Origin of the sequence: Nostoc sp. JL31, assembly GCF_017114965.1 — a bacterium.
GTDB classification, from domain to species: domain Bacteria; phylum Cyanobacteriota; class Cyanobacteriia; order Cyanobacteriales; family Nostocaceae; genus Nostoc; species Nostoc punctiforme_A.
The window spans coordinates 1-23,772 of the sequence record NZ_JABXKO010000066.1 but is presented as its reverse complement, the minus strand read 5'-3'; the positions used below and the strand labels follow the sequence as shown (position 1 = coordinate 23,772).

The window sequence follows — 23,772 nt, the reverse complement described above, 5'->3', positions numbered from 1 at the left end:
TCTCGTCGAGCCATGAACGACGCAGAAATTATTACAACTGCTATCTGCGCGGCGAGCGTTACCGCCTCGAAGAACAAGGAGTCTCCCTTGAGCCGCGTCAGTAAATTATCATTGATTTGTTTGATGAGTGGATTAAACAACAAATTGAGCCAGTTAAATTGGTAAAAATTTTTGAGTTAGGTAGTTGGATAGATTGATTTACAAGTTGATGTCAAAAGTCAGCTTGACTGCTTGAATTCCCTCTTTTAGTGTCATCAAAAACCCCTCAGCCTAGTTGAGGGGTTTGCTAGCCTAGTTTGGATCTTCCTTTAACCTAATAAAAATGGAGTTAAAGTTATAATAATAACAGGTGTAATTCCGCCTTGAATGCTGAGAGCATCGCTTTCTGACAATTCTGTTAACTGATCCAAATAACTTTCAGAATCAGAGGAAAATTGGTTTCCAGTCACAGATAAATTATCAATTTTGATTGTAGCCATTGGTTTGTCTCCTTTGAGATTTTATATTGTTGTGTTCAAGCAACTATTAGGTTCTGTTTTGCCTAATCCCTGTACTTATATATTTGCATTAACAAGGGGTAAAAGTAACTATATACAAGTATTTAATAATGACATAATTATTTTAATACTGACATTAACGTAAATTGAAAAACCCTTAGTCGAATTGAGGGTTTTGTTATTAGTCTAAATTACAGTTAGAAGATAAGTAGGTCAACTTAATTAAACATAAAACAATAGTAAGGTGTGTTGTCGTGCAACGCACAATCTTGAAATTGTTTATTGGGGTGTGTTAGGTGTTCCGCCGTAACACACCCTACATCTATACTAAATTATAGTTACAAGATACAAGCCAAACCCTTTATTATTATCGTTATGCTTAGTTTGAGAGGACATAATTGTTTTAGTATTGACCTGATTAAACAATAAAAAAATCCCCCAATAAAATTGAGGAATTTGCTGTTAGCTTAAACTGATGCTTGAAAAAAATAAACAATTTCGCACTTTTCTCAGAAAAACTAAATTTATTTGTATGAAAGGTTATTTTCAATAATAACTCAATACAGCTTTTGATATTGCTGCTATTTGTGTGAAACTATCAGCCTAAACCACTGGCTATGACACTTAAGCTTGCTGCATATGAAGCTTCTCCAACTCCAAGAGTAATCAATGCTGCTCCTGTAGCAGCTATCAACAAGTTTTTTAGCATTTTTTTAGTCTTTTTTGGAATGAAAATTTTACAGTTCTAAAAGTGTATAAATATCTTCAGAGTTGGCATTAAGATATGAACGCTGCAATTCGATTCCCAAAGAAGAAAATTGCTCAATTATAGCCCTCATTCGCCTCTCAATTGAGTTATCCTCTTGATACCAAGCTGTCAGCAACCCATTTGCCACAATCTGACAGCGATTCATCCCAAAGCTTTCTTGAACAGCAAACTTTTGGTCTGGTTCTTCTGCCAACCCTAACCCTGGTGCAAGTTGCATAGTGAATAGCGGCACCTTTGGCTGAAAATGCGATTGGTTTTCTGCATAGACAGTCTCAAGGACTTGCCGGACAGCTTCATAGTTGCCTTTTTCAAAGTACAGTACCCCTGAATCGTAACGCTTGTAGTCATCTGGGTTATACAGCACCTTAAAGTGGAAGAAAATGGGAATGGCATTCAGTCGCCGCGTCAAGCTACTCATAACCACCACTGCACCTTCAGGGCTGAAGTTAAAGTACACCCGTACCAGATTTTCACGACTTTCAGATACGACATTGCTAACTGCCACGTAAAAGCCATTTTGCACCAGATTCTTCGGCATCTGGATAGCAACAGAATCACCTACCACAGCTGCCACTTCAGTAGGTTGAAGATGCTTATTCCGTTCAATATGCAGCCTCAAACCGCCTTTAGTCACGGCTAAACTGCGATCGCGTTCTTCTCTCAAAACAGACCAACCAGGGTCAAAGTAGCCCTCTCCAAAATTACTTTCATGCAATCGCTTATAAAATCCCACATCTACCCCTAAAACAGTATTATTCTCCAAATCCAGGGGCAAACCATTTCCCTCTCCATCTAGTGCCAACGTACTTTGCATAGAACCGTTGTAATAGATACCGTAAAGAAAACTCCGCAATTGCAGACTCAGATATTTCTGTTGCATCTGGGTTGGCATCTTCTGAAAACGTTCAACTGCCTCAGATGGTAATTCTAACGGTTTGTAATCTGGATGGTGGATGGAGAAATCAGATTTTATCTCAATTTTCTGAACAATATCTTGCAGAATATCCAGTAATTTCCCAGTTAAAACAATTTCTAGCTTAGTTTGAGGAGAATTTAATAATTGCATAACAACTACTTTAGTAATAACAAAATGATTTAAACAGCAGAACTACTCAGGTGATTTAATTCAACAGCAGCATCACCAAAAATTGTTGGCATCGATTGTATAGGACGGCTTAATAATGTCTTAGCAACCTGAAGCATAGCAATCCCCATATTGCCAAAAGATTTTTGATACTGAATCATTGCCTGAATCTGTTGAATCAAAGCAAAACCTGTAAATTGCACCACCCGTTGCAAGAAATCAGGACGATGTTCTAGAATTTCTGGAAAAGTGTTTAAATAAGCTTGGGTTAATGTACCAATTGAAGGCTGAAGTAGTTTTAAAGGTGTTATTGCCAAGCGTAGAGACTCTTCAATACTCAAAGAATTACTGATAACCAAGCTAGCAAGCCAGATTTGTACATAGCTGCCAATAAGTGTTCCCAAATCAAAAGCTGGATCTCCCCAAGTCGAGCGTTCCCAATCAATTAGGCGGACAATATTATTACTGGAATTATGCCAATCTTTGTAAAGGAGAATATTATTTAGTTTCAAATCATTGTGGGTGAGACAAGAGGGCGTTACAGCATTACCCAATTCAGCGATCGCCTGCCCCAAACTATCATAACGTTGATATAAAGCAAAAAACTTTAACCCATCGCCAGGAACTATACCAAAAATTTCCGGTTCAACTCGTTCTAATCTCCGAACTAAATATGATACTTGATCACCCATGAAATTATCTGAATTTTTAGAAAAGAATTGCTGATATTCTTGGCGGTTGAAAGTATCACGATGGATAGTCCCTAAAATATTACCAATTGCCGTAGCGATTTCTGTAGGAAAGCTATTTTCCTTAGTGTAGAAATCCATTAAATCTCGATAATCATCCAAATATCTGAAAACAATAATGGAATTTTCTCTATCAAAATGCAGTACCTCTGGTAAAAATAAGCGGTAGTTGCCAAGGTTTGAAAATCGTTCTAAAAACTCTTGCATTCGCCACTCACTTAAAAATTCACCAGCCACTTTCCCTTCTTGATTGTGTCGTTCTTGTTTAACAAGAAGTTTGCGATCGCCTGACAAAGTAACTAATAAATTAAAGTTTTTAGCTGTAAGTGGTTCTACCTTAATCGGTGGTTGTTCTGACTGATTCCATAATCCCTGTACAATTAAATAATCGACAACATTATGAGAGTTTAAGAGAAATGTCATAAGTTTTAAATGCATCAACCAATTTTGATGTAGAGAAAATAGTGGTAGTAACTTAACTACCACAACCTGTTTTTGCAAGGATTCTTAAAACTACTACCGCACGACGTTAATAAAACATCCATTTCAAATTAATCAAATGTCTGCGGTATATAAATTACAAATGACGCGCAGCAGTATTAACCCAGTAAATAGCCACCGATGAGAATTATCACATCTCTTAGTGCCCCACCCGTAATATTTTTCTCTTCTTCTTCAGACAATTCTGATAGCGGCTCTTGTGGATCTAAACCTTGTTTTCGTCTTGCGGATGCATTCAAAACGGCTTCTTCAATTAAGTTTGTAATTTCAATTTGACTTGTGAGATGTTTGTGATAAATGTTCATTGACATGATATTCTCCTTAAATTACTTCAATAAACTTTGTAGCTTTGGCTTAACTAACGGTCGGTGTCGCCACTTTAAGTAGTAATTCAGAGGGATTGTAATTATCTGTAATAACTTGTGGACAACGCATACAAGCTGCCTTACCTTCCTGCTCCCACCATTGGCAATCTCGGCGTATGCAACAAGGTGGTAGATCCTCTACTACCGTTGGTAAATTTTCTACAACTCGCATTGCCAGACGACAATCTTTACCATCAAAATGTTGACAACCCTTAGTTGCACAAGGTGCAGCCGTCCGAAAAATTTCAGTGGGTGTTACTGGACTAGCCTTTGCTATCAGTTCATCTGTGACAGCCTGTGGCTGCTTAAGATAAGCTACACGGGGTTCTGTGACTGTGCCACCAACGACGCCGAAAACAATACTGTCTTGCCATTCTGGTCTTGCACTAGGGCAAAGTGTAGTCTTTTCTGTAGCGATGTCTTCCATAAATTGAACCTATAGTGAATTGTATTTTTAAGCTGATGGAGATTGACAGATAATTTCGGGTCAAACTCCTCTCCATCAACCTAAATAAGCAAATTAAATGTCCAAGAGTTTAATACTTACTAGCAACTTAAAAGGCTTGGGCGCTCAAGTTCGGATTTTGTGCAATTATTCCACAAGTAATCGGTTCTCTCACAAAAATACCCCCTGCAATGGTCGGTCCTTTTATAACAGAAACACTTGCTAAACCACCTGCAACGTTTGCCATTTCTTCATCAGACAGAGTTAGTAAAGTATCTTCTAAATCCTCAGCTAGATTCCGTCGTGCTACAGCATTGTTAACAGCATTATCAATCAGGTTGCTAATGTCAAATTTAATATCTGAATTCTTTTTATTCCTTTCCATTTTGCTTTTCCTCAGAATATATAACTAGATATAGGCTCAATTACTAAGTAGTGTAATTACCTAATCTTTCTATATTCTAGGGATGAGGAAAATGATTTAACTATGTTTTACAAGTTTTTACCAGATATAAATAAAACTTTTATGTCACCAAATAATAAATCGACACTTTTAGTTAAAACTATTTATTTATCAAGGTTATATATCTATAAATTACTATAAAAACAAATTTTTGCACTAATTATCAGATAATATTCCACTAAAAATTTAACCTTTAATAAAACATTTATGTCCCAAAAATTTTTCCAAATTATAGGCAATACCTAACGACAAGATAATAGGTAAGACTTCAGTCTATACTACTAAATAGTCTTAAGGCTAATCAATAAAACTTGCAATTCGGAATTGTGGGAGAAAGTTGATATTACTAACATCTCTAGTCAGTACTCTTCACCCTTTCAAACAAAGCTCTATAGACAGGCTCACCCTTTTTTTGAGTGCCTATTTCCCGTTCTGTGGGAACTGGTAGCGGATTTTCGGCTAGCCATTCTCCTGTACCAACTTTCTGAAAAGCTGAATTAGCAGCAAAGCGATCGCGCATTTCCACAGCCACAAATTCCATATCTGATTGCAGAAATACCAACCCCCCAACTGCAAGATACTTAGCTAAGTCTGCCACTAGTTCTGGTTGGACTACACGACGTTTAGCGTGGCGGGTTTTAAACCAAGGATCGGGGAATTGAATTGTAACGCGTTGTAAACTTCCTAGAGGGAGGGCAGACAAAAGCGAATGCAGTGAGTTATTCACATTGCAAAATAAATAGTGCAGGTTTGTTAAACCTAATTCAGAACGTAACTTATTAGCTTCCACCACCAGCGGTTCCCGAATTTCCAAGCCGAGAAAATTCCAGTTGCGTTCTATCTTGGACATATCCAACAAAAACAGTCCCTTCGCGCAGCCAATATCTAAATGTAGTGGTTGATTTGGCTTTGCATAAATTTTTTCCCAGTCCAGGGGACTTGCTGGTGTTTGATACTTTTTACCAAGTGGATTAACATGCTGGCGGACTCGGACTGCTGCCAAAATTTTTTCTCCTTTACGTGAAAATATCCTGTGGTGAAACTTCAGGTTATATCAATTCAAAAAATGTTTGCGACCGAGACCCCATCCTCACTGACGCACACCCTCCCCGAAGCCTTGTAGAGGGTTGGGTAGGGTCTTATCTATTTTTTTCAAATTGGTATTACAAGGAAGTCTAGCAAAAGTATGCCAAAATTTATCAGTCTATCATTCAATTGCCTACGCAGCAGCAAGTTTGTACAACAGTCTCAGTCAAATACGTCATGCTTACATTGTTTTTTTAGGTTTTTGAGAAATTTATATTTTGGAAGTCCCTCATTTTGCATTAATCTCTAGAATTAAAATGCCTTAACACATTTGCTCTAGTCGTGGAGGAAGGAAACTTAAACAGTGGATATTTTAGATTTATTTTATAAGGGTGGGCCAGCGATGTGGCCATTGCTAGTTCTATCGATTCTGGCTTTGAGTGTGATTTTTGAGCGTTTGTGGTTCTGGCTGCGAATGTTGACTCAGGAAAAGCAAATAGTCGATCGCATCCTGGATGCTGCTCAGGATAATTGGGAAGTAGCTGCCGACATCGCAAGACAAGCAAGCCATCAGCCTGTCGGGCGTTTTCTCTATGCCCCTCTACGTTTAGCGAAAAGTGATGCGGAAACCTTTCGACTAGCACTTGAGGCTACGGCAGAAGACGAATTAGCTGGGATGCGGCGGGGCGAAAAACTTTTAGAAGCAGTGATTGCTCTAGCGCCGTTGTTAGGATTGTTAGGTACAGTTTTGGGTTTAATCCACTCTCTGCGCTCAATTCGGATTGGCGATTTGGGAACTGAATCTACTGCTGGGGTGACTACTGGTATTGGTGAATCCTTAATTAGCACGGCAAGTGGGCTAATAGTTGCCATTATTAGTTTGGTATTTTACCGCTTATTTCAAAGTTTTGTAGTCAACCAAGTCAAAGTTTTTCGGAAGGCAGGGAATGAGATGGAATTGCTCTATCGCCAGTCTCCTCCTGACTTTAGCAATAGGACATCCGCAATTGTGGCAGAAAATTTCACTCCACCCCGCAAGCCAGGAAAGACTAGAGTTTCTGAACCTCCTGAACCCCCAAATACACCTAATTAATAGTCAATAATTCAACCCCTGAACCAGGCTTGAGAGTGAGACATGAAAGTTAATCTACATACTCCAATTGAAGAAGTCCAAATTCAAATCATTCCTTTAATTGATGTCGTTTTTTGTATCCTGACATTTTTTTTATTAGCAGCTTTACAATTTACACGGCAACAGGCAATAAATGTTGATTTGCCTAAAGCCAGTCCTAGTACAGTCTCTGGAATAACGTCACAGAGTGGAAGTGTGATTGTTACCATCGATGCTGTGGGCAATACTTACATAGAAAAACAGCCTGTAAAACAGGAAGATTTGAGACAGAGTTTAAAACAGTATTTGCAAGCAAACCCTAATGCCGTTGTCGTGCTGAATGCTTCGCGCACCGCAACTTACAATGATGTAATTGAGACATTAGATTTGCTAAGACAAGTAGGGGGCGATCGCGTTTCTTTGGGAATTATTCCTGGCCCATCTCAACCACCCATAAACTCGCCTAACCAGCTGGCTATCCCCTCTTTCCCAATCAATCCTGGAACTGGTGCAGTACCAGGAATCAATCCCGAAGGGAATATTACCCCAAAATTCCCCTTAGCACCTAATTCTGTACCCTTTCCTAGCATCACTCAGCCTCCAACTGGGCAAGGCATCAGTCCTATCAATCCTGGTATTTCTCCGGTGGTTCCTAACTCAGCAGCGCCTCAAGCGCCTATAGCACCCAAACAAACCCAACCTCCTCTTAAAAGATGAGATAGGGGAATGGGGAATTGGGGATGGGGCATAGTAGTTCCGAGTTCTGAGTTCTGAGTAAATAAGTGAGATTTCCCACTCAAGCACTTAGCATTGGCTCAAGGCCCCGCTACCTCTAACAGCACTCAGCACTCCTGAAGGGCATTGGGCATGGGTTATTCTCTTGTGTCCCTTGTCCCCCACTCATCACTCCCAATTCTCCCTTCAAGCCTTTTACCAAACCTAAAGATATCTAGAATAAATCTCGGCTAAAGAAAAAAAAGCTGCTAATTTACAAATAATTGGTTGAGCTTTAAAGATTTTTCCACCTATAGATTGAGCAACATAATCACCAATTACCATCCACATTTCATACCAAATTGGGGAAGGATGTCCAAATAGGTTAACAGATTGAAAAGCGCTTGATACAAGCGTATTTCAGTGTGTCCTAATTACGAATTACTAATTAGTATCAGGGGTTGTGGCATGAACATCGTGACGCTTTTAATTGTTTGGGTAGTAACAGCTATCAGCTTGTTGATAATTAGTAAATTGCCTTTGGGAGTTGAAATTGATACTCCTGGTAAAGCGTTTCTTTCTGCCGCAGTGCTTGGTATCGTGACGGCAATAATCAGACCAATTTTAAGCCTCATTTTTGCAGTACCAAATCTACTCACATTAGACTTATTATCCGGCATTTTCACATTTATGATTGCCGTGGTTTGTTTTAGTATTGCTGCTTGGTTAGTAGAAGGTTTTCGCTTGCGTTACGGGATTTGGAGTGCTGTTATTGGCGCATTTACGTTGACTATAATTAACAGCTTAATCTACAAAATATTGGGCGTCTAAAGCTAAGAGTTAGGAGTTAGGAGTGATGAGTTGTTAGTGACTCTAAACTCTGGCAATTTTAGATTTTTAATTTTGGATTGAAGTAAAAATCTCAAATCTAAAATTGAATAACTCCCATCTCCTAACTCTTAACTATTCGTTGGAACTTGGAGGAGCAACTGGGGTAGTTGATTGTTGTTTACGTTGCTCGCGTTTTTTGCGATCGGCTGAGAGTATATCTGCCATCACTACTAGCGCTTGCGCCATTTTGTCTAGGTTAGAACGGTATAATTCCAAATCCTTGTTGAGTTTGTCATCGGAGAGGTGCAAGCCAGCCGCGATCGCTTTTAGCGCCTCAGTGAGTTGCTTTTCGTCTTTGACTAATTCGGGATCTGATTGTTCTAATAACGAAAATACACCAATTGCGAACAAACGGTTGTATTTAAAGTTAGGATTATTGGCGATCGCTTGTAAGGTTGCTTGCAAGTCAGCATCTCGATCTAAGTGAGTAGTTTGGCCTAGCCACCCAATTAAATCTTTAACTGGCAAACCTTTAGCTACAGCTTGCAATCTCTGGGCATCCTGCCGATAGAGTTGCGGATCTGTTTCTATAGCCTGACATAAGGCGTTAAAAATTGATTCTTGATCCCGTTCTGGTTGATAGCCTTCCATGAAGCGATCAAAAGTAGTGACGACACCCAAGGCATAAATTGGATTGTAGCTAAAATCGATATTTACTGACAGCAGATGCATTTCCACCATCAATTCTTCTACTACCCGACGATAAATAGTGTTGATCGGACGGGTGTGAAGATTGTAGAAAGTTCGCTTTGTATCAGAGACTGTACGGACGTTATTCACAAAGAAAAAAGAAATGTTAAGGGCGACGTATCTTTATTTTCTCGCTTAAAGGCTACTTTGCCAAGTTGAGCTTTGAGCGGGTTACGGTTTCATTTACAATATATACACATCAAAAGTATTTTATAAGCTGGTAACTACAGCAAATAAGACCTTTTCTCCTAAAAAACTAGCCAAAAATTATTATCCTTAATGATTTATTTTTTGTATTTATGAACTTATCGCCGCAGCTAATTGCTTTAGGTGAGTATCTAGCTGGTGAATTTGATAATCGCGAACAAGCCATAGCAGAACCAGTTTGGTATGTCCACCTGTGCCTGTGGCAAAGACCGATTAATCTGTTCACAGAAGATAGCATCACCTTATTTGCCGAACAGGCTAACGTTATTACTCTAGATAAACCTTACCGCCAGAGGGTTATCCGGTTGCGTCAAAGGAGCGACTCTGACGCAACTGTGGAAGTACAATATTATATGCCTCAAGATCCCGGTGCATTAAAAGGCGCAGGTGACAACCCTGCTCTACTAAACACACTAACATCCGAACAATTAGATTTACTACCAGGTTGTATCCTAACAGTTACTCAAGAGAAACTAGCTGGCGATCGCTATAAGTTTACCGCTACCCCACTACCAGAGACTCGTTGTAGCTTTACTTATCTTGGCAATAGCATCTACGTTTCTTTAGGTTTTGCAGCTACAGCAACAGAATTTCACAGCTACGACAAAGGAATTGATCCCGCAACTGGAAAAGCAACCTGGGGGGCGATTATGGGGCCTTATCGCTACACCAAGCGAAATCAGTATTCAATAAGGTAAAGTTATGAGTTTTTGAGTTATAAATCAACTTCTAGCTCTTAACTTCGAACTCTTTTTTAGCTGGCAATGCTACGAGGTACACCTTCTAAAGCTTCCTGTTCTGTTTCAAAGATTTCAAAAACAGTATCCATCATCGTCACTTCAAACACGAGTTTGGCTTCTGGATGTACATTGCAGATGCGGAAACTGCCTTTGACTTTATCGGCATCACGCATTCCAGCTACCAAAGACGTAAGACCAGAACTATCAATAAAATTTACCTGAGCCAAATTTACAACTACATGGCGACTGAGTTTGGAAATACACTCTTGTAACTTCAGACGAAATTGCCAAGCCGTGGTGATATCCAGACGGCCTGATGGTGTCAAGACGATAACAGTGTTTCCGTCTTGGGTTGTATAAGTTTTTTGGTCTATATGAATCACTAAAGCCCTCCCGGTGGCATTCCTTTTAAGATTAACTAGTGACAGAATTTTCTAATGCTGTCACTTGAGATTAACAAGCTATAGCTAAAATTGTCACCTTTTTCGGCTAAGTGCTTAACTTTAGTAGTTATAACTCACCAAAATAGTGGGAGAGAGGAGGGAGATGAGTGAGGTGAAGGAGTCGGGGAAGATCAGGATAATTATCATAACTCCTAACTCCTAACTCAGCACTCAGCACGGGCTAAACGCCCCGCTACCGCTAACAGCACTCAAAACTATTTGGGTGTCCAATTAATCCAATCTTGAGGTTTAAGGAAAGTTTCATACAACTCGGCTTCAGGGGAATTGGGTTCCGGTTGATAGCCGTATTCCCAGCGCACTAGGGGAGGTAGGGACATGAGAATTGATTCGGTGCGTCCATTGGTTTGCAGACCAAAAATAGTGCCTCGGTCATAAACCAAGTTAAATTCTACATAACGTCCCCGGCGGTAGAGTTGAAAATTCCGTTGGCGATCGCCATACTCTATCCCATGTCGCCGTTCTACAATTGGTACGTAGGCTGGTAAAAATGCTCTGCCACAGTCTTGCACAAAGCCAAACAAATCTTCCCAATTACGGGTTGCTGGTGTTCCCACCTGATTGCTATAAATAGCCGCTTCTCCATTCGGATTTGGCCCGCGATATAAAGCACCTTGGCCATCTTGGTAATCAAAAAACAGACCACCTACACCCCGTGTCTCATCACGATGCTTCAGGTAGAAATATTCATCACACCACTTCTTAAACACTGGGTAATACTCTGGGTGATGTTGGTCGCAAGCCTGCTTTAATGTTTTGTGTAGATGTGCCGCATCTTCAGCAAAGGGGTAATAAGGTGTCAAGTCAAGACCGCCACCAAACCACCACACTGGCCCCGCTTCAAAGTAGCGATAATTTAGATGAACCGTGGGCACATAAGGATTGTGAGGATGTAATACCATTGAAGTGCCTGTGGCATAAAAGCCATGCCCTGCGGCTTCTGGGCGTTGAGCTAAAATCGAGGCTGGCAAATGGGAACCCCAAACTTCAGAAAAGTTTACACCTGCTTGTTCAAATATTGCACCATCTCGCAGCACGCGCGATCGCCCTCCTCCTCCTTCTGGGCGTTCCCAACTATCTTCATTAAATTTAGCCACACCATCTAGTTTTCCCAATGATTCGGTAATTTCGTCTTGCAGTTGTTTCATAAACTGACTGACCCTAGTTTGGGCGTCAGGTGCTGGCAAAGACTTTGATGATTCTGCTTCTACAGTTGGTGTTTGCGAGTTGGTCAACATAGATTCCCGAACCTAAATTACAATTTCCAGAAAGCCACAAATTTTTCATTTTAAAATTTGGGGGAAACACGCGCCAACAATCTAGCTCTATTTGCCCAACCCGCTTTTTTCTTACTGGGTTAAGCATTTATACGATTGATAGGCATCACTAGAGTTATTTTCCCTCAAATGCGTATAGGCTTGTATATTGAATTAGTTTTTTTTGAAATTATTAATTGGAATATTCTGGTATAAAGACTAAATTTTAGTCTTAAGCTTGAAGTATCGAGGATTTGACTGGTCTACTCAGAACTTTTTTGCCATATTGCTGATGTCGGCTCTTTGGGTCTGTATCGAATCGAGGCTTGTTATGTTTAGGGCATTTTTGAGTAAAGTTTTAATTTAGCAGTTGATCGTAGTTGCACGCCATACCAGAGTTACCAGAAAGTATCTAGGGAGGGGGATTAGGAAAATGCAAGGTTGGTTATCCAAATTCATCCACCGCAAACGTCGTCGGTTTTGCGCTTCTCTAGTGTGGACATATCGAGAGATTAGTTCTGCTTCTGTAGATGAACTGTGGCAAAAAGTGGTTGACTTAACAGATGTTTCCTGGCATCCGCAACTTAAGAGTACTAATGTCCCCCACGGATTAGTACCTAAACCAGGATTAATTTTTCAAGCTGTAACACGCTTTTCACCGATTCCCATCAGAATTTTTGTGGAACGCGTCAATCCCAGAGAGATGCTGAGTATCCGAGTGATGGCGATTCCTGGAATAGAAGAACGGGTAACTTACCAAGTAGAGTCAACGGTTTGTGGTACTTGTTTGTCTTATTCTGTAACCCTACGGGGTTGGTTATCGCCCTTGATTTGGTCTTTATCCCGTCCTTATGCAGACCGCGTTGCACGATCTTTAGTCGAGGCAGTAGAAAAGACGGCATTACCAGCGGTATCTGGTAAGAAAAAATCTCTTAATGACAGTTGTTTTGATTTTTAGGTACTGCGGAAGAAGCAAGGGAGCGGGGAGCAGGGAGCAAGGGAGAAGAGTTTTTCCCTCTGCCCCCTGTCCTTGCCCCTCTGCCTCTTTTCAATTTCCAATGCCCAAACAAAGTTAAGATTCAATTAGGTAATAATGCTATTTGCTAAGTTTTATCACGGCACTAACAGTGATAAAACTTAGCTGACCTTACTCAAGAAGGCATCCAGTTAATAGCTAAGATTTTCCCCACATAGTGTATTTATTCTTTTTGAATTTTGAATTTTTATGTACGATGTCCTCGATTCCCGCTCTGTCTTAGAAATTTTGCGACCAGTGGAAGACCCAGAACTTCGCAAAAGTCTGGTAGAACTCAATATGATTCGCAACGTCACAATTGACGGTGGTAAGGTTAGTTTCACTTTAGTTTTAACCACCCCTGCCTGTCCTTTACGTGAATTTATTGTCGAAGATTGTCAGAAAGCTGTCAAAAAACTCCCAGGCGTTACAGATGTCAGCATAGAAGTGACGGCAGAAACACCGCAGCAAAAAAGTTTACCTGACCGCACTGGCATTTCTGGAGTCAAAAATATCATTGCTGTTTCCAGCGGTAAAGGTGGCGTTGGTAAAAGTACGGTTGCAGTGAATGTAGCAGTGGCTCTAGCTCAAACTGGGGCGAAAGTCGGCTTGCTAGATGCTGATATTTACGGGCCCAATGACCCTACAATGCTAGGTTTGTCTGATGCTCAAATTACTGTGCGTTCTAGTGAAACAGGTGACATCTTGGAACCTGCTTTTAATCACGGCGTCAAATTAGTTTCAATGGGCTTTTTGATTGACCGAGATCAACCAGTTATTTGGCGGGGACCTATGCTCAATGGTGTAATTCGCCAGTTTCTCTATCAAGTTGAATGGGGTGAACTGGACTATCTGATTGTAGATATGCCACCGGGAACGGGAGATGCTCAGTTAACTTTAACTCAAGCAGTGCCGATGGCAGGGGCAGTAATTGTCACCACACCGCAAAACGTAGCTCTGTTAGATTCTCGCAAGGGATTGCGGATGTTCCAGCAGATGAATGTTCCGGTATTGGGGATCGTGGAAAATATGAGCTATTTTATCCCCCCCGATCAACCAGATAAGCAATATGACATTTTTGGTTCCGGTGGTGGCTCCAAAACAGCTGCTGAATTGGGAGTGCCACTCTTGGGGTGCGTACCGCTAGAGATTTCCACGCGAGTTGGTGGTGACAGTGGTGTACCGATAGTTGTTGGCGACCCAGATTCAGCTTCAGCAAAAGCATTAACAGCGATCGCTCTTACCATTGCTGGTAAAGTATCAGTTGCTGCCCTGACATAATTATAAATTTTAATTTCTATCTACTTCCTGGGCTATAGCTTGGGAATACTAGGGACTGGGTGTTAGGGATTAGGGAAGTTGGGGAAGAATAACTATTGAATATTGACTAATTCCCAATTCCCAATTCCCAACAATTAAAGCTAAAGTCTAAACTGGCACAATGTTGTTAAAACGATCGCTCCCCAAAATTCGCTGGAAGTCTTGGGTTAAGCCCTGGCAGCAAGTAGATTGGCTACTTTTTTGTTTACCGATTGCTGTCAGTATTTTTGGCGGCCTGATGATTCTCAGTACGGAACTGAAGCAGCCAGTAACTGACTGGTGGTGGCACTGGATGGTAGCGGGTATCGGCGTGCTTATAGCCCTATTTTTATCTCGCATCCGTTACGAACTCTTGATGCAGTGGCACTGGGTAACATACACACTGACGAACTTCAGTTTAATCGCCGTGATGATTGCTGGTACTAGCGCCAAAGGGGCGCAGCGGTGGATTAGTATCGCCGGCTTTAACGTGCAACCCTCAGAATTTGCCAAAGTCGGCATGATTATCACCTTAGCAGCCTTGCTACACAGGCGGACTGCTTCTAGTCTCGAAGGTGTTTTCCGCGTTCTGGCAATCACCGCTATACCTTGGGGACTAGTATTTTTACAGCCAGATTTAGCAACATCACTGGTATTTGGTGCGATCGTCTTAGGAATGCTTTACTGGGCAAATGCTAACCCAGGCTGGTTAATTCTGATGATTTCTCCGGTGGTTGCCGCCATTTTGTTTAGTATATCTTGGCCTTTAACAGAGCCGATAGTTTTATTCAAAGAACTATCTTTTGGCCCATTAGGATTAATTTGGTCAGTTGCAATGGCTATTGTGGGCTGGCAAACTCTTCCCTGGCGTCGATTTGGTTTAAGTGCTATCGGTGCATGGACTCTCAATATACTGGGTGGTGAATTAGGAGTCTTCGCCTGGAACCATGTTTTGAAAGAGTATCAAAAAGACCGACTAACTGTATTCATGAATCCCGATCACGATCCACTCGGTGCTGGATATCACTTAATCCAATCTCGCATTGCTATTGGTGCTGGTGAAATTTGGGGATGGGGTCTGTTTAAGGGGCCAATGACGCAACTGAATTTCGTACCGGAACAGCATACAGACTTTATTTTCTCCGCAGTGGGGGAAGAATTCGGTTTTGTTGGTTGTTTAGTAGTACTGTTTGTCTTCTGCTTAATTTGCTTCCGTCTACTGCATATTGCCCAAACCGCCAAAGATAACTTTGGTTCCTTGTTGGCTATTGGCGTTTTGTCCATGATTGTGTTTCAGATGATTGTCAACATTGGCATGACTGTTGGTTTAGCACCTGTGGCAGGAATTCCCCTACCTTGGATGAGTTATGGGCGTTCTGCGATGCTAACCAACTTCATTTCCTTGGGAATAGTAGAATCGGTAGCAAATTTTCGACAAAGACAGAAGTATTATTGATTCGTCATTAGTCATTTGTCCTTTGTCCTACCCTGCGGGTACTCCTTCGGAGAACTCGTAGAGTAGCCGCTGGCGCGTCTATGTCTTTTGTTAATGACTAATGACAAATGACTATTAACAAGTATTAAGCTATTAAAAGGAAACAAGCGAGGCTAAAAAAATGATTCTGCCTGGAGCAACTGTTCGCGTCAAGAATCCCGCAGATACCTATTATCGCTACGAAGGACTCGTGCAACGGGTGAGTGACGGCAAAGTAGCCGTATTATTTGAAGGTGGTAACTGGGATAAATTAGTTACCTTCCGCCTGAGCGAATTGGAACTCGTAGAAACCACCGCTGGACGGAAAAAAGCCAAATAAGACTTAGTTAGGAGTGAGAAGTTAAGAGTTAGGAGTTATGATTCCTCAACTCATAACTCGTGAACTCCTAACTCTTAACTCAGCACGGGCTAAACGCCCCGCTATCGCTAACAGCACTCCCATGCGCCTCCCCCTACCACAGTTTGCCACTGGCGATCGCCATCCGAACCACATTGCGGAGGTGATTGAAACTACTAGTACTGAATTTTTAGCTCAGTGTTTAGAGCCGGAAGATTTAAGCTTTCCCTCAATGCCACCCTTTGGTAGTTGGGTCTGTTCTGTAGATGAAGAATCTGGCAATCAAATTTATGCTGTAGTGTATTATGCCACAACTATGCCCATAGATTCAGTACACAGAGCGAGAGCGTTAGGGTTGTCCTTGCAAGACTTACGGGAGGAACAACCCCAAATATTTGCTATGCTCCGCACAGAATTCCGGGCTGCGATCGTGGGATTTGAACTATCTTCCCAAAATCAAAGTTATAACCAAAGAGTATATCAGTATCTTCCACCCCGTCCCCCGCAAATTCATCAAGCTGTTTATCGATGTGAACCAGAAGCTATCATTAAATTTACTGAAGAACTAGATTTTTTACGGACACTGCTGTGTATCAATGGTGCGCCAATAGAGTCTTTAACCGCAGCTGCCATTCGAGATGTATACCAGTTACGCAAAGCAGACCGACAATGGCTCATTAAAGCTGGACGTAGCTTAAGTGTGCTACTTAAAGATGACTACGATCGCTTACGTTTCATTTTGAGTCAAATCCACCCCTAGGTAGTTAATTCTTAAATAATTGCCTAGTTAGTGTAAATTAAGAAGATTTTTGATTTTTCGTCAGGTGGCTTCTCTATTTATTCATATTGATCGGGCGATCGCCCCCAAGGTAATCGCTGTTTTTCCATAGCCCCTTCAATTTCTATATATGGAACTAATATCACAAGTTCTTGTTCTGGAACCAACTTCCCAAGTTCTTGGCAAAGAACCAATTGTTCCCTTTGCTATTTTGCTGGTGGTCATCTTAGTTATACCCATCATGTTTGAGCGGCTAAGATTACCAGGATTAGTGGGTTTGGTTTTCTCAGGGCTAGTACTTGGGCCCTCAGGTTGGAATCTTTTTCAGTCTGACTCACCGATGATTAACCTACTATCAGACATTGGGTTAATTTATTTGCTGTTTGTCGCTGGGCTAGAAATTGATTTAGAACAGTTTCGCCGGAAAAAAAGTCGTGCCTTTGGGTTTGCTAGCTTGACTTTCAGTCTACCCCTATTCATGGGAACTTTAGTAGGGCTGATTTTAGGCTATAGCTGGAATACTTCAATCTTAATTGGCTCTTTATTAGCTTCCTATACCCTTTTGGCATACCCCATAATCAGCCGTTTGGGAGTGGTAAATAACGAAGCTGTTACTGTCACCATTGGAGCTACGATTTTTACAAACATTGGTGCAGTACTGATATTAGCCATTTGTGTAGCGGTCTCTCATGCTGGAGCCTTCAGCTTTGCGAAACTACTCACCTTGTCGGGTTGGTTAATTATTTACTCTGTGGCCGTTGTGACAGGCTTTGATTGGGCAGGCAAAGAATTTTTCAAACGGTCTGGAGACGATGAAGGAAACAAGTTTTTGTTTGTGTTGCTTTCTGTGTTTCTGGCAGCTGTTGGCGCTCAATTGATTGGGGTAGAAAAAATTGTTGGTGTTTTTTTAGCGGGTTTGGCGGTGAATGAAGCTGTGGGTGAAGGCCCAGTCAAAGAAAAGGTGGTCTTTATTGGCAGTGTGCTGTTCATTCCCATTTTCTTTGTTGACCTTGGCTTACTGATCGATTTACCCGCCTTTGTGAATAATCTGAACACACTCAAGTTAACGCTGTTGCTCGTAGTTGGTTTGATTATCAGTAAATTGATCGCAGCTTTGTTGACAAAACTGGTTTACCGCTATAAATGGCAAGAAATGCTAACGATGTGGTCGCTGTCACTTCCCCAGGTTGGTACAACGTTAGCAGCAACGTTAGTGGGATATCGGGCTGGGTTGCTGCCAGTAGAAGTATTACACAGTGTGATTGTCTTAATGCTCGTCACATCAACCTTGGGGCCGTTGACGACCAGTCGAATAGCTGTTGGTTTGAATTCCCCACCAGATAAAGATCCAGCACCACCTCTAGCTGAGGAGAACACATCAGAAACAGACAGTGCTTTTACTATAGTCGTACCTATATATAATCCTCAGACCCAGCAGTATTTGATTGAAATGGCGGCATTATTAGCATGTCAGTCTCATGGCAAAATTATACCCCTGGCGATCGCTACTGCTGCTGCTCACATGGATGCACCCCAGTTAGAAGCATCTCTACAACGGAGTGAGTGGTTATTGAATAAAGCCACGACACAAAGTCGAGCCTTGGGCGTAGCCGCAGAACCAATGCTGCGAATTGATGATGCCTTTGCTCAAGGAATTAGCAGAGCAGCCCGCGAACAAAAGGCTAATTTAATTGTTATGGGTTGGGGTAAACGGACTGGGTTGCGAGCGCGTTTATTTGGGAATGTGATTGATGGTGTGCTTTGGGCATCCCATTGTCCAGTAGTGGTGACACGTTTAGTAGAATCACCGAAAAAAATTCAGCGGATCTTAGTACCAATAGAAAATTTAACAGCACCAACATTACAACCTGTACAATTTGCCCAGATGCTAGCAGAGGCAAATCAGAGCCACATTACTGTGCTGAATGTGTGCGATCGCCGCACTAGTTCTAGTAAAATTGCTTGGAGGCGATCGCATCTATCACTACTGGTATCAAAATTGGCTTTAGCCAATGCCCCAGAAATTCAAATCATTGCTCACGAAAATGTTGCCCAAGCAATTTTGCAGGCAGCAAGATTATATGACTTAGTAGTTTTACCTTTTATACGTAATCGCACCAGTCCTGGCGGATTAGCCATTAGCGATGTCACAACCCAGCTAGCCAGACAACTCACCTGCTCAATTATCATGCTTGGAGAACCGCAACGCACTCAAACCACAAATTTAATTATATCTACCACGGTTAGCAGCATTACATCTGCTGTATGATGTAAGGCAGAATACAGTTCAAGTAAGTGGACTTGGGCTGCGTTAGCGTAGTCCGCCGGAGGCATCAAATTTCCAAAAATATTGGCAATAAATGAATCGGCTGTAGGGATTTACATCTGTATTCTTTGCATATATTTGTAGCGCGAGTGTCAACCCGATCTCGACTAATTTTTGGTATCCAATTAAAAACTTAATAACCGTAAAAATACTTTATATTTTTGAAGATTTGATAAAGATCGGCTGAATAACAAGCAACTTTTAAACAATTTTTGTTATTTTGCTAATTGAATTCTTAAGAAAACAGGTAAAAATATAACAGAACTACAACTGTGAAAAAATAGGTCAGTTCAACAACAATTTTTGATTGAGCCTTATTCTTTTTTTTGTTTTGTATTTTTGTACCCAAGGTGGGTAATCTAAAAGTAAGTGCAATAGCTACTGAAAATATTTGTAAGTAACTGGGAAACTATGAGAATTTTGGTGACGGGCGGTGCTGGGTTTATTGGTTCCCATCTCATCGACCGACTAATGGCTGCTGGGCATGAAATAATATGCTTGGATAATTTTTACACTGGTCATAAACGCAACATTTTGAAATGGTTAGGCCATCCGTACTTTGAATTGATCCGTCACGATATTACCGAACCAATTCGGTTAGAAGTCGATCAAATTTATCATTTAGCTTGTCCTGCTTCACCAGTACATTACCAGTACAACCCAGTTAAAACTGTTAAAACTAACGTGATGGGAACCCTGAATATGTTGGGGCTAGCTAAACGTGTGAAAGCAAGGTTTTTCTTAGCTTCCACTAGTGAAGTATACGGAGATCCAGAAGTTCATCCCCAAACTGAAGAGTATAGAGGTAGCGTCAATCCCATTGGAATACGTTCATGCTATGACGAAGGTAAAAGAATTGCTGAGACTCTAGCATTTGATTACTACAGGCAAAATAAAGTTGATATTCGAGTTGTGCGGATATTCAACACCTACGGGCCGAGAATGTTAGAAAATGATGGTCGGGTGGTGAGTAACTTTATAGTTCAAGCCTTGCAGGGTAATCCTTTAACCGTGTACGGTGATGGTTCACAAACTCGTAGTTTCTGCTACGTTTCCGATTTGGTAGAAGGATTCATCCGCCTAATGAATAGCGACTACATTGGCCCAATGAACCTGGGCAATCCTGGTGAATACACAATTTTACAATTGGCACAAACTGTGCAAAATATGATCAATCCAGATGCGCAGATTAAGTTCGAGGCACTACCTTCTGACGATCCCCGACGTCGCCAGCCTGATATCACAAAGGCAAAAACTTGGTTAAATTGGGAACCTACCATTCCTCTGCAAGAAGGTTTAAAACTAACAATAGAAGATTTTCGTGATCGCGTTCAAAGCGATGTCAATAATTCAACCACCTGAGTTACGTCTAGCGTCGCTCTAAATTTTCATACAGGCTAATCCCATCAGTAGCTAGTATATTTAGTTGCTGAGTTTTCCGAAATGTGTAAGTGTAAAATTGAGAACTTCTTTTTGAAGATTAAGCCCAAATATAGTGAGGAGTTAAATAAATGCGTGTTTGCGTGATTGGTACTGGTTACGTTGGTTTAGTTACAGGCGCTTGCTTGGCTCATATTGGGCATGATGTAATTTGCGTAGACAACAACGAAGAAAAAGTTAAGTTAATGAAGTCTGGGCAGTCTCCAATTTTTGAGCCGGGACTCTCAGAAATTATGCAGTCTGCTATTCAAACAGGGAAGATTCATTTTACTAGCGATCTGGCGGCTGGAGTTTCCCACGGAGAAATCCTGTTTATTGCTGTGGGAACACCACCTTTACCTACTGGTGAAAGTGATACTCGTTACGTCGAAGCTGTAGCCCGTGGGATTGGGGAAAATCTCAACGGTGGTTATAAAGTCATAGTGAATAAATCTACAGTACCCATTGGCTCTGGTGACTGGGTGCGGATGCTTGTTCTAGATGGTGTTGCAGAGCGTCAGAAAACACTGATACCCGCAGGTGGAGTGCCGAGTGATGATAAATTACCTGAATTTGTAGCCGAGTTTGATGTAGTCAGCAATCCAGAGTTTTTGCGCGAAGGTTCGGCAGTTCACGACACCTTTAACCCCGATCGCATTGTATTAGGAGGCAATAGCCAAAGAGCAGTAGCCTTAATGCAACAGCTGTATGCCCCAATTGTAGAACGCAAGTACGCTGACGATCAATCTTTACCCCCTGTGCCAATTTTGGCAACAGACTTGAGTTCCGCGGAGATGATTAAATACGCCGCTAATGCCTTTTTAGCAACTAAGATTAGTTTTATTAACGAAGTTGCTAATATTTGTGATCGCGTCGGTGCTGATGTCACCCAAGTAGCTAAAGGTATCGGTCTAGATTCCCGCATTGGTAACAAGTTTTTACAAGCTGGTATTGGTTGGGGTGGTTCTTGTTTTCCCAAAGATGTCTCCGCTCTGATTCACACTGCTGATGACTATGGTTATGAAGCGCAGCTACTGAAATCCGCTGTCAGCGTCAACGAACGTCAGCGGTTGATTGCTTTGGAAAAACTCCAACAAGTTCTGAAAATTCTCAAAGGCAAAACAGTCGGACTACTCGGACTGACTTTTAAGCCCGATACCGACGATTTGCGCGATGCTCCAGCCCTAATTTTAATTGAGCAGCTAAACCGACTAGGAGCCAAAGTCAAAGCCTACGACCCCATTATTTCCCAAACAGGTATGCGTCATGGTCTTTCTGGGGTGTTAGTAGAAACCGATGCCGAAAGACTAGCTGATGGCTGCGATGCTTTAGTACTCGTTACCGAATGGCAGCAGTTCAGCACTCTGGACTATGTGAAGATGGCGAAACTGATGGCCCACCCCGTTATCATCGATGGTCGTAACTTCCTTGACCCCGAAACACTGATTCGTGCAGGATTCCAATATGTAGGTGTGGGAAGATAAAAAGTGATGAGCGATCAATAATGGATAAGAATTGCTTGCAATTTATAGTCCATAATTCCTAACTCCAACTCTTTTAAAAACTGAAAGATTTACAATACCGCCTAGAACTATCTAGGCGGTATTTAATTTTGTTTTAGAGCTTCGCACAAAAATGCTAAAAAAACCTGAATTCGACTGTTTATACCATTTTGGATTTTAGATTTTAGATTGTGAAACATCTATTGGATAAGTGTTTTAGTTTTCCATCTGTCGCAATCATTTTTCAAATTGGTATTATTCATAATAGTGTCCGTCTGATTAGTCTGATTAGCTAAATCTTGACTAAGCAAAATTGTCCCTTGCCGACTCGGAAAGGGACAGACTTGGACTTTAGTTCAAGGTAAGGAGAGGTTAGACGAACTTACATTAAAAAATTTTACTTGCCTTCTTTGCGTGAAACTATCATATTAAGCGCTATGTGGAATACGTTCAATTTCAGCATATCCACTGAAAATAATTTTTTGACCTTCAGTTTCTAAGCGGTTGAGGCGCATTTTCACTCCATCAAGGTCAAAACGATCCAAATCGACCATATTATCTAAAATTTCTACCAGCGCTACGCTCAAGGTCTGCGAGATTTCCCGTTGTGCTTCTGGCACTTGGTCAAGTTGAATTTTCGGATCTTTGAAAGAAACTCGCCGCCGCCTTTCAATACCTACAGTTAAAATCATGCTCAGGGGTACGAGTTCGCCATTGTTTAAATCTGCTTTTGCTACAAGCTGTAAGCGATTTTCTGGCAATAGCTGTATCTGAACATCCGTAAAGGAAACTGGTTCACCGCCAGATAATTCTGTCAGTGATGGCACGGTAAGGTTAAGCAAGCGCTTTTTCACCAGTTCCGCATTAAAGGCTTGGTTTATGCCTGCTTCTGATAATATGACTTGAGCGATCGCTTGAGTGGGCTGCTTAAGGCTAAGTTTGCCACTTAAAACCGAGCCGAAGTCAATGGCTACCGCATCAGTTTCAAACGACATCTCCTCAACCGCGAAATCTTTCCGAATCACCAAGCCACGACCGCTCATTTTGAAGCTATCAATGCTGCCTTGCAAGAGCTTGCTGGAGGGGTAGCAGCGCACAAAGACTTCTACTGACTCGCTTTGGGTAAACAGGTGGCGAATCGTTTGGCTGGCGACCGTGTTGAGCATCCGCTCTCCCCAATCTGTGCCTTTAGGATCTTGTAAACCAGTAAGTCCGCCGAACATGTGGTTTTGGGTCTCTAGAAGTTCTTTGTACTTTTGTAACAAATCGTGAAGAATACAGCAAGCGATCCCGTGATTAATTGTGCTGATGGATAGGTATAGAATGACTGATGACTTATAATTAGATGTATAATTTATTACTAGAGTTTTTATATTCGCATTAGACAAAGTAGGAACATGTGGTTTTGGGTCTCTAGAAGTTCTTTGTACTTTTGTAACAAACTCTAAAGAATACAGCAAGCGATCCTTGATGAATTGTGCTGATGGATAGGTATAGAATGACTGATAGTTAGAAGTTAACTGTGTCAAATATTACTGATTGTATTAAGTAATCTGAATGCTAGCACTATCTTTATATTTTAGTTCCAGAAAATCTTTAGTTACTCTAACTATAGAATCTCCATTTATATAA

At 41.3% G+C, this 23,772-nt stretch carries 23 protein-coding genes; 12 read left to right on the top strand and 11 right to left on the bottom strand.

The window, feature by feature from the left end:
• Positions 1 to 308 precede the first annotated feature (308 nt).
• The 7 genes from HWQ43_RS15660 to trmB form a co-directional block, all read right to left on the bottom strand.
• Entirely contained in the window at positions 309 to 479 is a 171-nt protein-coding gene (locus HWQ43_RS15660; protein WP_292735356.1) for a hypothetical protein, read from the bottom strand.
• A 755-nt stretch (positions 480 to 1,234) separates the two neighbouring features.
• A complete protein-coding gene (locus HWQ43_RS15655; protein WP_292735353.1) occupies positions 1,235 to 2,332 on the bottom strand; it encodes a T3SS effector HopA1 family protein in 1,098 nt (365 codons plus the stop codon).
• 29 nt (positions 2,333 to 2,361) lie between these two features.
• Complete coding sequence (locus tag HWQ43_RS15650; protein WP_292735350.1) at positions 2,362 to 3,522, bottom strand: aminoglycoside phosphotransferase family protein; 1,161 nt, start codon at positions 3,520 to 3,522, stop codon at positions 2,362 to 2,364.
• Positions 3,523 to 3,698: 176 nt separating this feature from the next.
• Positions 3,699 to 3,911 (bottom strand): hypothetical protein, encoded by a 213-nt coding sequence (locus HWQ43_RS15645; protein WP_292735347.1) that lies wholly within the window; start codon positions 3,909 to 3,911, stop codon positions 3,699 to 3,701.
• Between the two features lie 43 nt (positions 3,912 to 3,954).
• On the bottom strand, positions 3,955 to 4,392 hold the full coding sequence (locus HWQ43_RS15640) for a nitrogen fixation protein (protein ID WP_292735344.1): 438 nt from the start codon (positions 4,390 to 4,392) through the stop codon (positions 3,955 to 3,957).
• 127 nt (positions 4,393 to 4,519) lie between these two features.
• Complete coding sequence (locus HWQ43_RS15635) at positions 4,520 to 4,795, bottom strand: hypothetical protein (RefSeq protein WP_292735341.1); 276 nt, start codon at positions 4,793 to 4,795, stop codon at positions 4,520 to 4,522.
• A 433-nt stretch (positions 4,796 to 5,228) separates the two neighbouring features.
• The gene (gene trmB / locus HWQ43_RS15630) at positions 5,229 to 5,876 is read right to left on the bottom strand and encodes a tRNA (guanosine(46)-N7)-methyltransferase TrmB (protein WP_292735338.1); all 648 of its coding nucleotides are present in this window, start codon (positions 5,874 to 5,876) and stop codon (positions 5,229 to 5,231) included.
• Between the two features lie 387 nt (positions 5,877 to 6,263).
• On the opposite strand from trmB, the gene HWQ43_RS15625 reads away from it, so the two are divergent.
• From HWQ43_RS15625 to HWQ43_RS15615, 3 genes are all read left to right on the top strand, one after another.
• Complete coding sequence (locus HWQ43_RS15625; protein WP_292735335.1) at positions 6,264 to 6,992, top strand: MotA/TolQ/ExbB proton channel family protein; 729 nt, start codon at positions 6,264 to 6,266, stop codon at positions 6,990 to 6,992.
• Between the two features lie 42 nt (positions 6,993 to 7,034).
• Positions 7,035 to 7,727 (top strand): biopolymer transporter ExbD, encoded by a 693-nt coding sequence (locus HWQ43_RS15620; RefSeq protein ID WP_292735332.1) that lies wholly within the window; start codon positions 7,035 to 7,037, stop codon positions 7,725 to 7,727.
• A 465-nt stretch (positions 7,728 to 8,192) separates the two neighbouring features.
• On the top strand, positions 8,193 to 8,555 hold the full coding sequence (locus tag HWQ43_RS15615; protein WP_292735328.1) for a phage holin family protein: 363 nt from the start codon (positions 8,193 to 8,195) through the stop codon (positions 8,553 to 8,555).
• Positions 8,556 to 8,687: 132 nt separating this feature from the next.
• On the opposite strand, the gene psb29 is transcribed toward HWQ43_RS15615, so the two are convergent.
• Positions 8,688 to 9,395, bottom strand: coding sequence for a photosystem II biogenesis protein Psp29 (gene psb29, locus HWQ43_RS15610; protein WP_292735326.1), 708 nt, complete (start codon positions 9,393 to 9,395; stop codon positions 8,688 to 8,690).
• A gap of 209 nt (positions 9,396 to 9,604) precedes the next feature.
• Between psb29 and HWQ43_RS15605 the strand changes: the two genes are divergently transcribed.
• The gene (locus tag HWQ43_RS15605) at positions 9,605 to 10,210 is read left to right on the top strand and encodes a chromophore lyase CpcT/CpeT (protein WP_292735323.1); all 606 of its coding nucleotides are present in this window, start codon (positions 9,605 to 9,607) and stop codon (positions 10,208 to 10,210) included.
• Between the two features lie 56 nt (positions 10,211 to 10,266).
• Here HWQ43_RS15605 and HWQ43_RS15600 read toward each other — a convergent pair whose 3' ends face one another.
• Both HWQ43_RS15600 and hemF read right to left on the bottom strand, forming a co-directional pair.
• Positions 10,267 to 10,635: an STAS domain-containing protein gene (locus tag HWQ43_RS15600; protein ID WP_292735320.1), complete on the bottom strand. Its 369-nt coding sequence runs from the start codon at positions 10,633 to 10,635 to the stop codon at positions 10,267 to 10,269.
• 275 nt (positions 10,636 to 10,910) lie between these two features.
• Complete coding sequence (gene hemF, locus HWQ43_RS15595; RefSeq protein WP_292735317.1) at positions 10,911 to 11,951, bottom strand: oxygen-dependent coproporphyrinogen oxidase; 1,041 nt, start codon at positions 11,949 to 11,951, stop codon at positions 10,911 to 10,913.
• Positions 11,952 to 12,402: 451 nt separating this feature from the next.
• Here hemF and HWQ43_RS15590 point away from each other — a divergent pair, with 451 nt between their 5' ends.
• From HWQ43_RS15590 to HWQ43_RS15555, 8 genes are all read left to right on the top strand, one after another.
• Complete coding sequence (locus tag HWQ43_RS15590) at positions 12,403 to 12,927, top strand: SRPBCC family protein (RefSeq protein ID WP_292735314.1); 525 nt, start codon at positions 12,403 to 12,405, stop codon at positions 12,925 to 12,927.
• 267 nt (positions 12,928 to 13,194) lie between these two features.
• Entirely contained in the window at positions 13,195 to 14,265 is a 1,071-nt protein-coding gene (locus HWQ43_RS15585) for an Mrp/NBP35 family ATP-binding protein (RefSeq protein ID WP_292735312.1), read from the top strand.
• Between the two features lie 160 nt (positions 14,266 to 14,425).
• Positions 14,426 to 15,739, top strand: coding sequence for a rod shape-determining protein RodA (gene rodA / locus HWQ43_RS15580; RefSeq protein ID WP_292735310.1), 1,314 nt, complete (start codon positions 14,426 to 14,428; stop codon positions 15,737 to 15,739).
• A 160-nt stretch (positions 15,740 to 15,899) separates the two neighbouring features.
• Positions 15,900 to 16,097 (top strand): NAD(P)H dehydrogenase subunit NdhS, encoded by a 198-nt coding sequence (locus tag HWQ43_RS15575; protein ID WP_094351697.1) that lies wholly within the window; start codon positions 15,900 to 15,902, stop codon positions 16,095 to 16,097.
• Positions 16,098 to 16,218: 121 nt separating this feature from the next.
• A complete protein-coding gene (locus tag HWQ43_RS15570) occupies positions 16,219 to 16,875 on the top strand; it encodes an HAS-barrel domain-containing protein (RefSeq protein WP_292735362.1) in 657 nt (218 codons plus the stop codon).
• A 148-nt stretch (positions 16,876 to 17,023) separates the two neighbouring features.
• The gene (locus HWQ43_RS15565; protein ID WP_292735305.1) at positions 17,024 to 19,162 is read left to right on the top strand and encodes a cation:proton antiporter; all 2,139 of its coding nucleotides are present in this window, start codon (positions 17,024 to 17,026) and stop codon (positions 19,160 to 19,162) included.
• A 468-nt stretch (positions 19,163 to 19,630) separates the two neighbouring features.
• On the top strand, positions 19,631 to 20,581 hold the full coding sequence (locus HWQ43_RS15560; protein WP_292735302.1) for a UDP-glucuronic acid decarboxylase family protein: 951 nt from the start codon (positions 19,631 to 19,633) through the stop codon (positions 20,579 to 20,581).
• Between the two features lie 149 nt (positions 20,582 to 20,730).
• Positions 20,731 to 22,122 carry a UDP-glucose/GDP-mannose dehydrogenase family protein gene (locus tag HWQ43_RS15555; RefSeq protein WP_292735300.1) on the top strand — a complete coding sequence of 464 codons (1,392 nt, stop codon included), beginning with the start codon at positions 20,731 to 20,733 and terminating at the stop codon, positions 22,120 to 22,122.
• 446 nt (positions 22,123 to 22,568) lie between these two features.
• Here the strand turns inward: HWQ43_RS15555 and HWQ43_RS15550 are convergent, their stop codons facing one another.
• Positions 22,569 to 23,363, bottom strand: a complete 795-nt coding sequence (locus HWQ43_RS15550; protein ID WP_292735359.1) for a DUF2993 domain-containing protein — start codon at positions 23,361 to 23,363, stop codon at positions 22,569 to 22,571.
• Between the last annotated feature and the right edge of the window lie 409 nt (positions 23,364 to 23,772).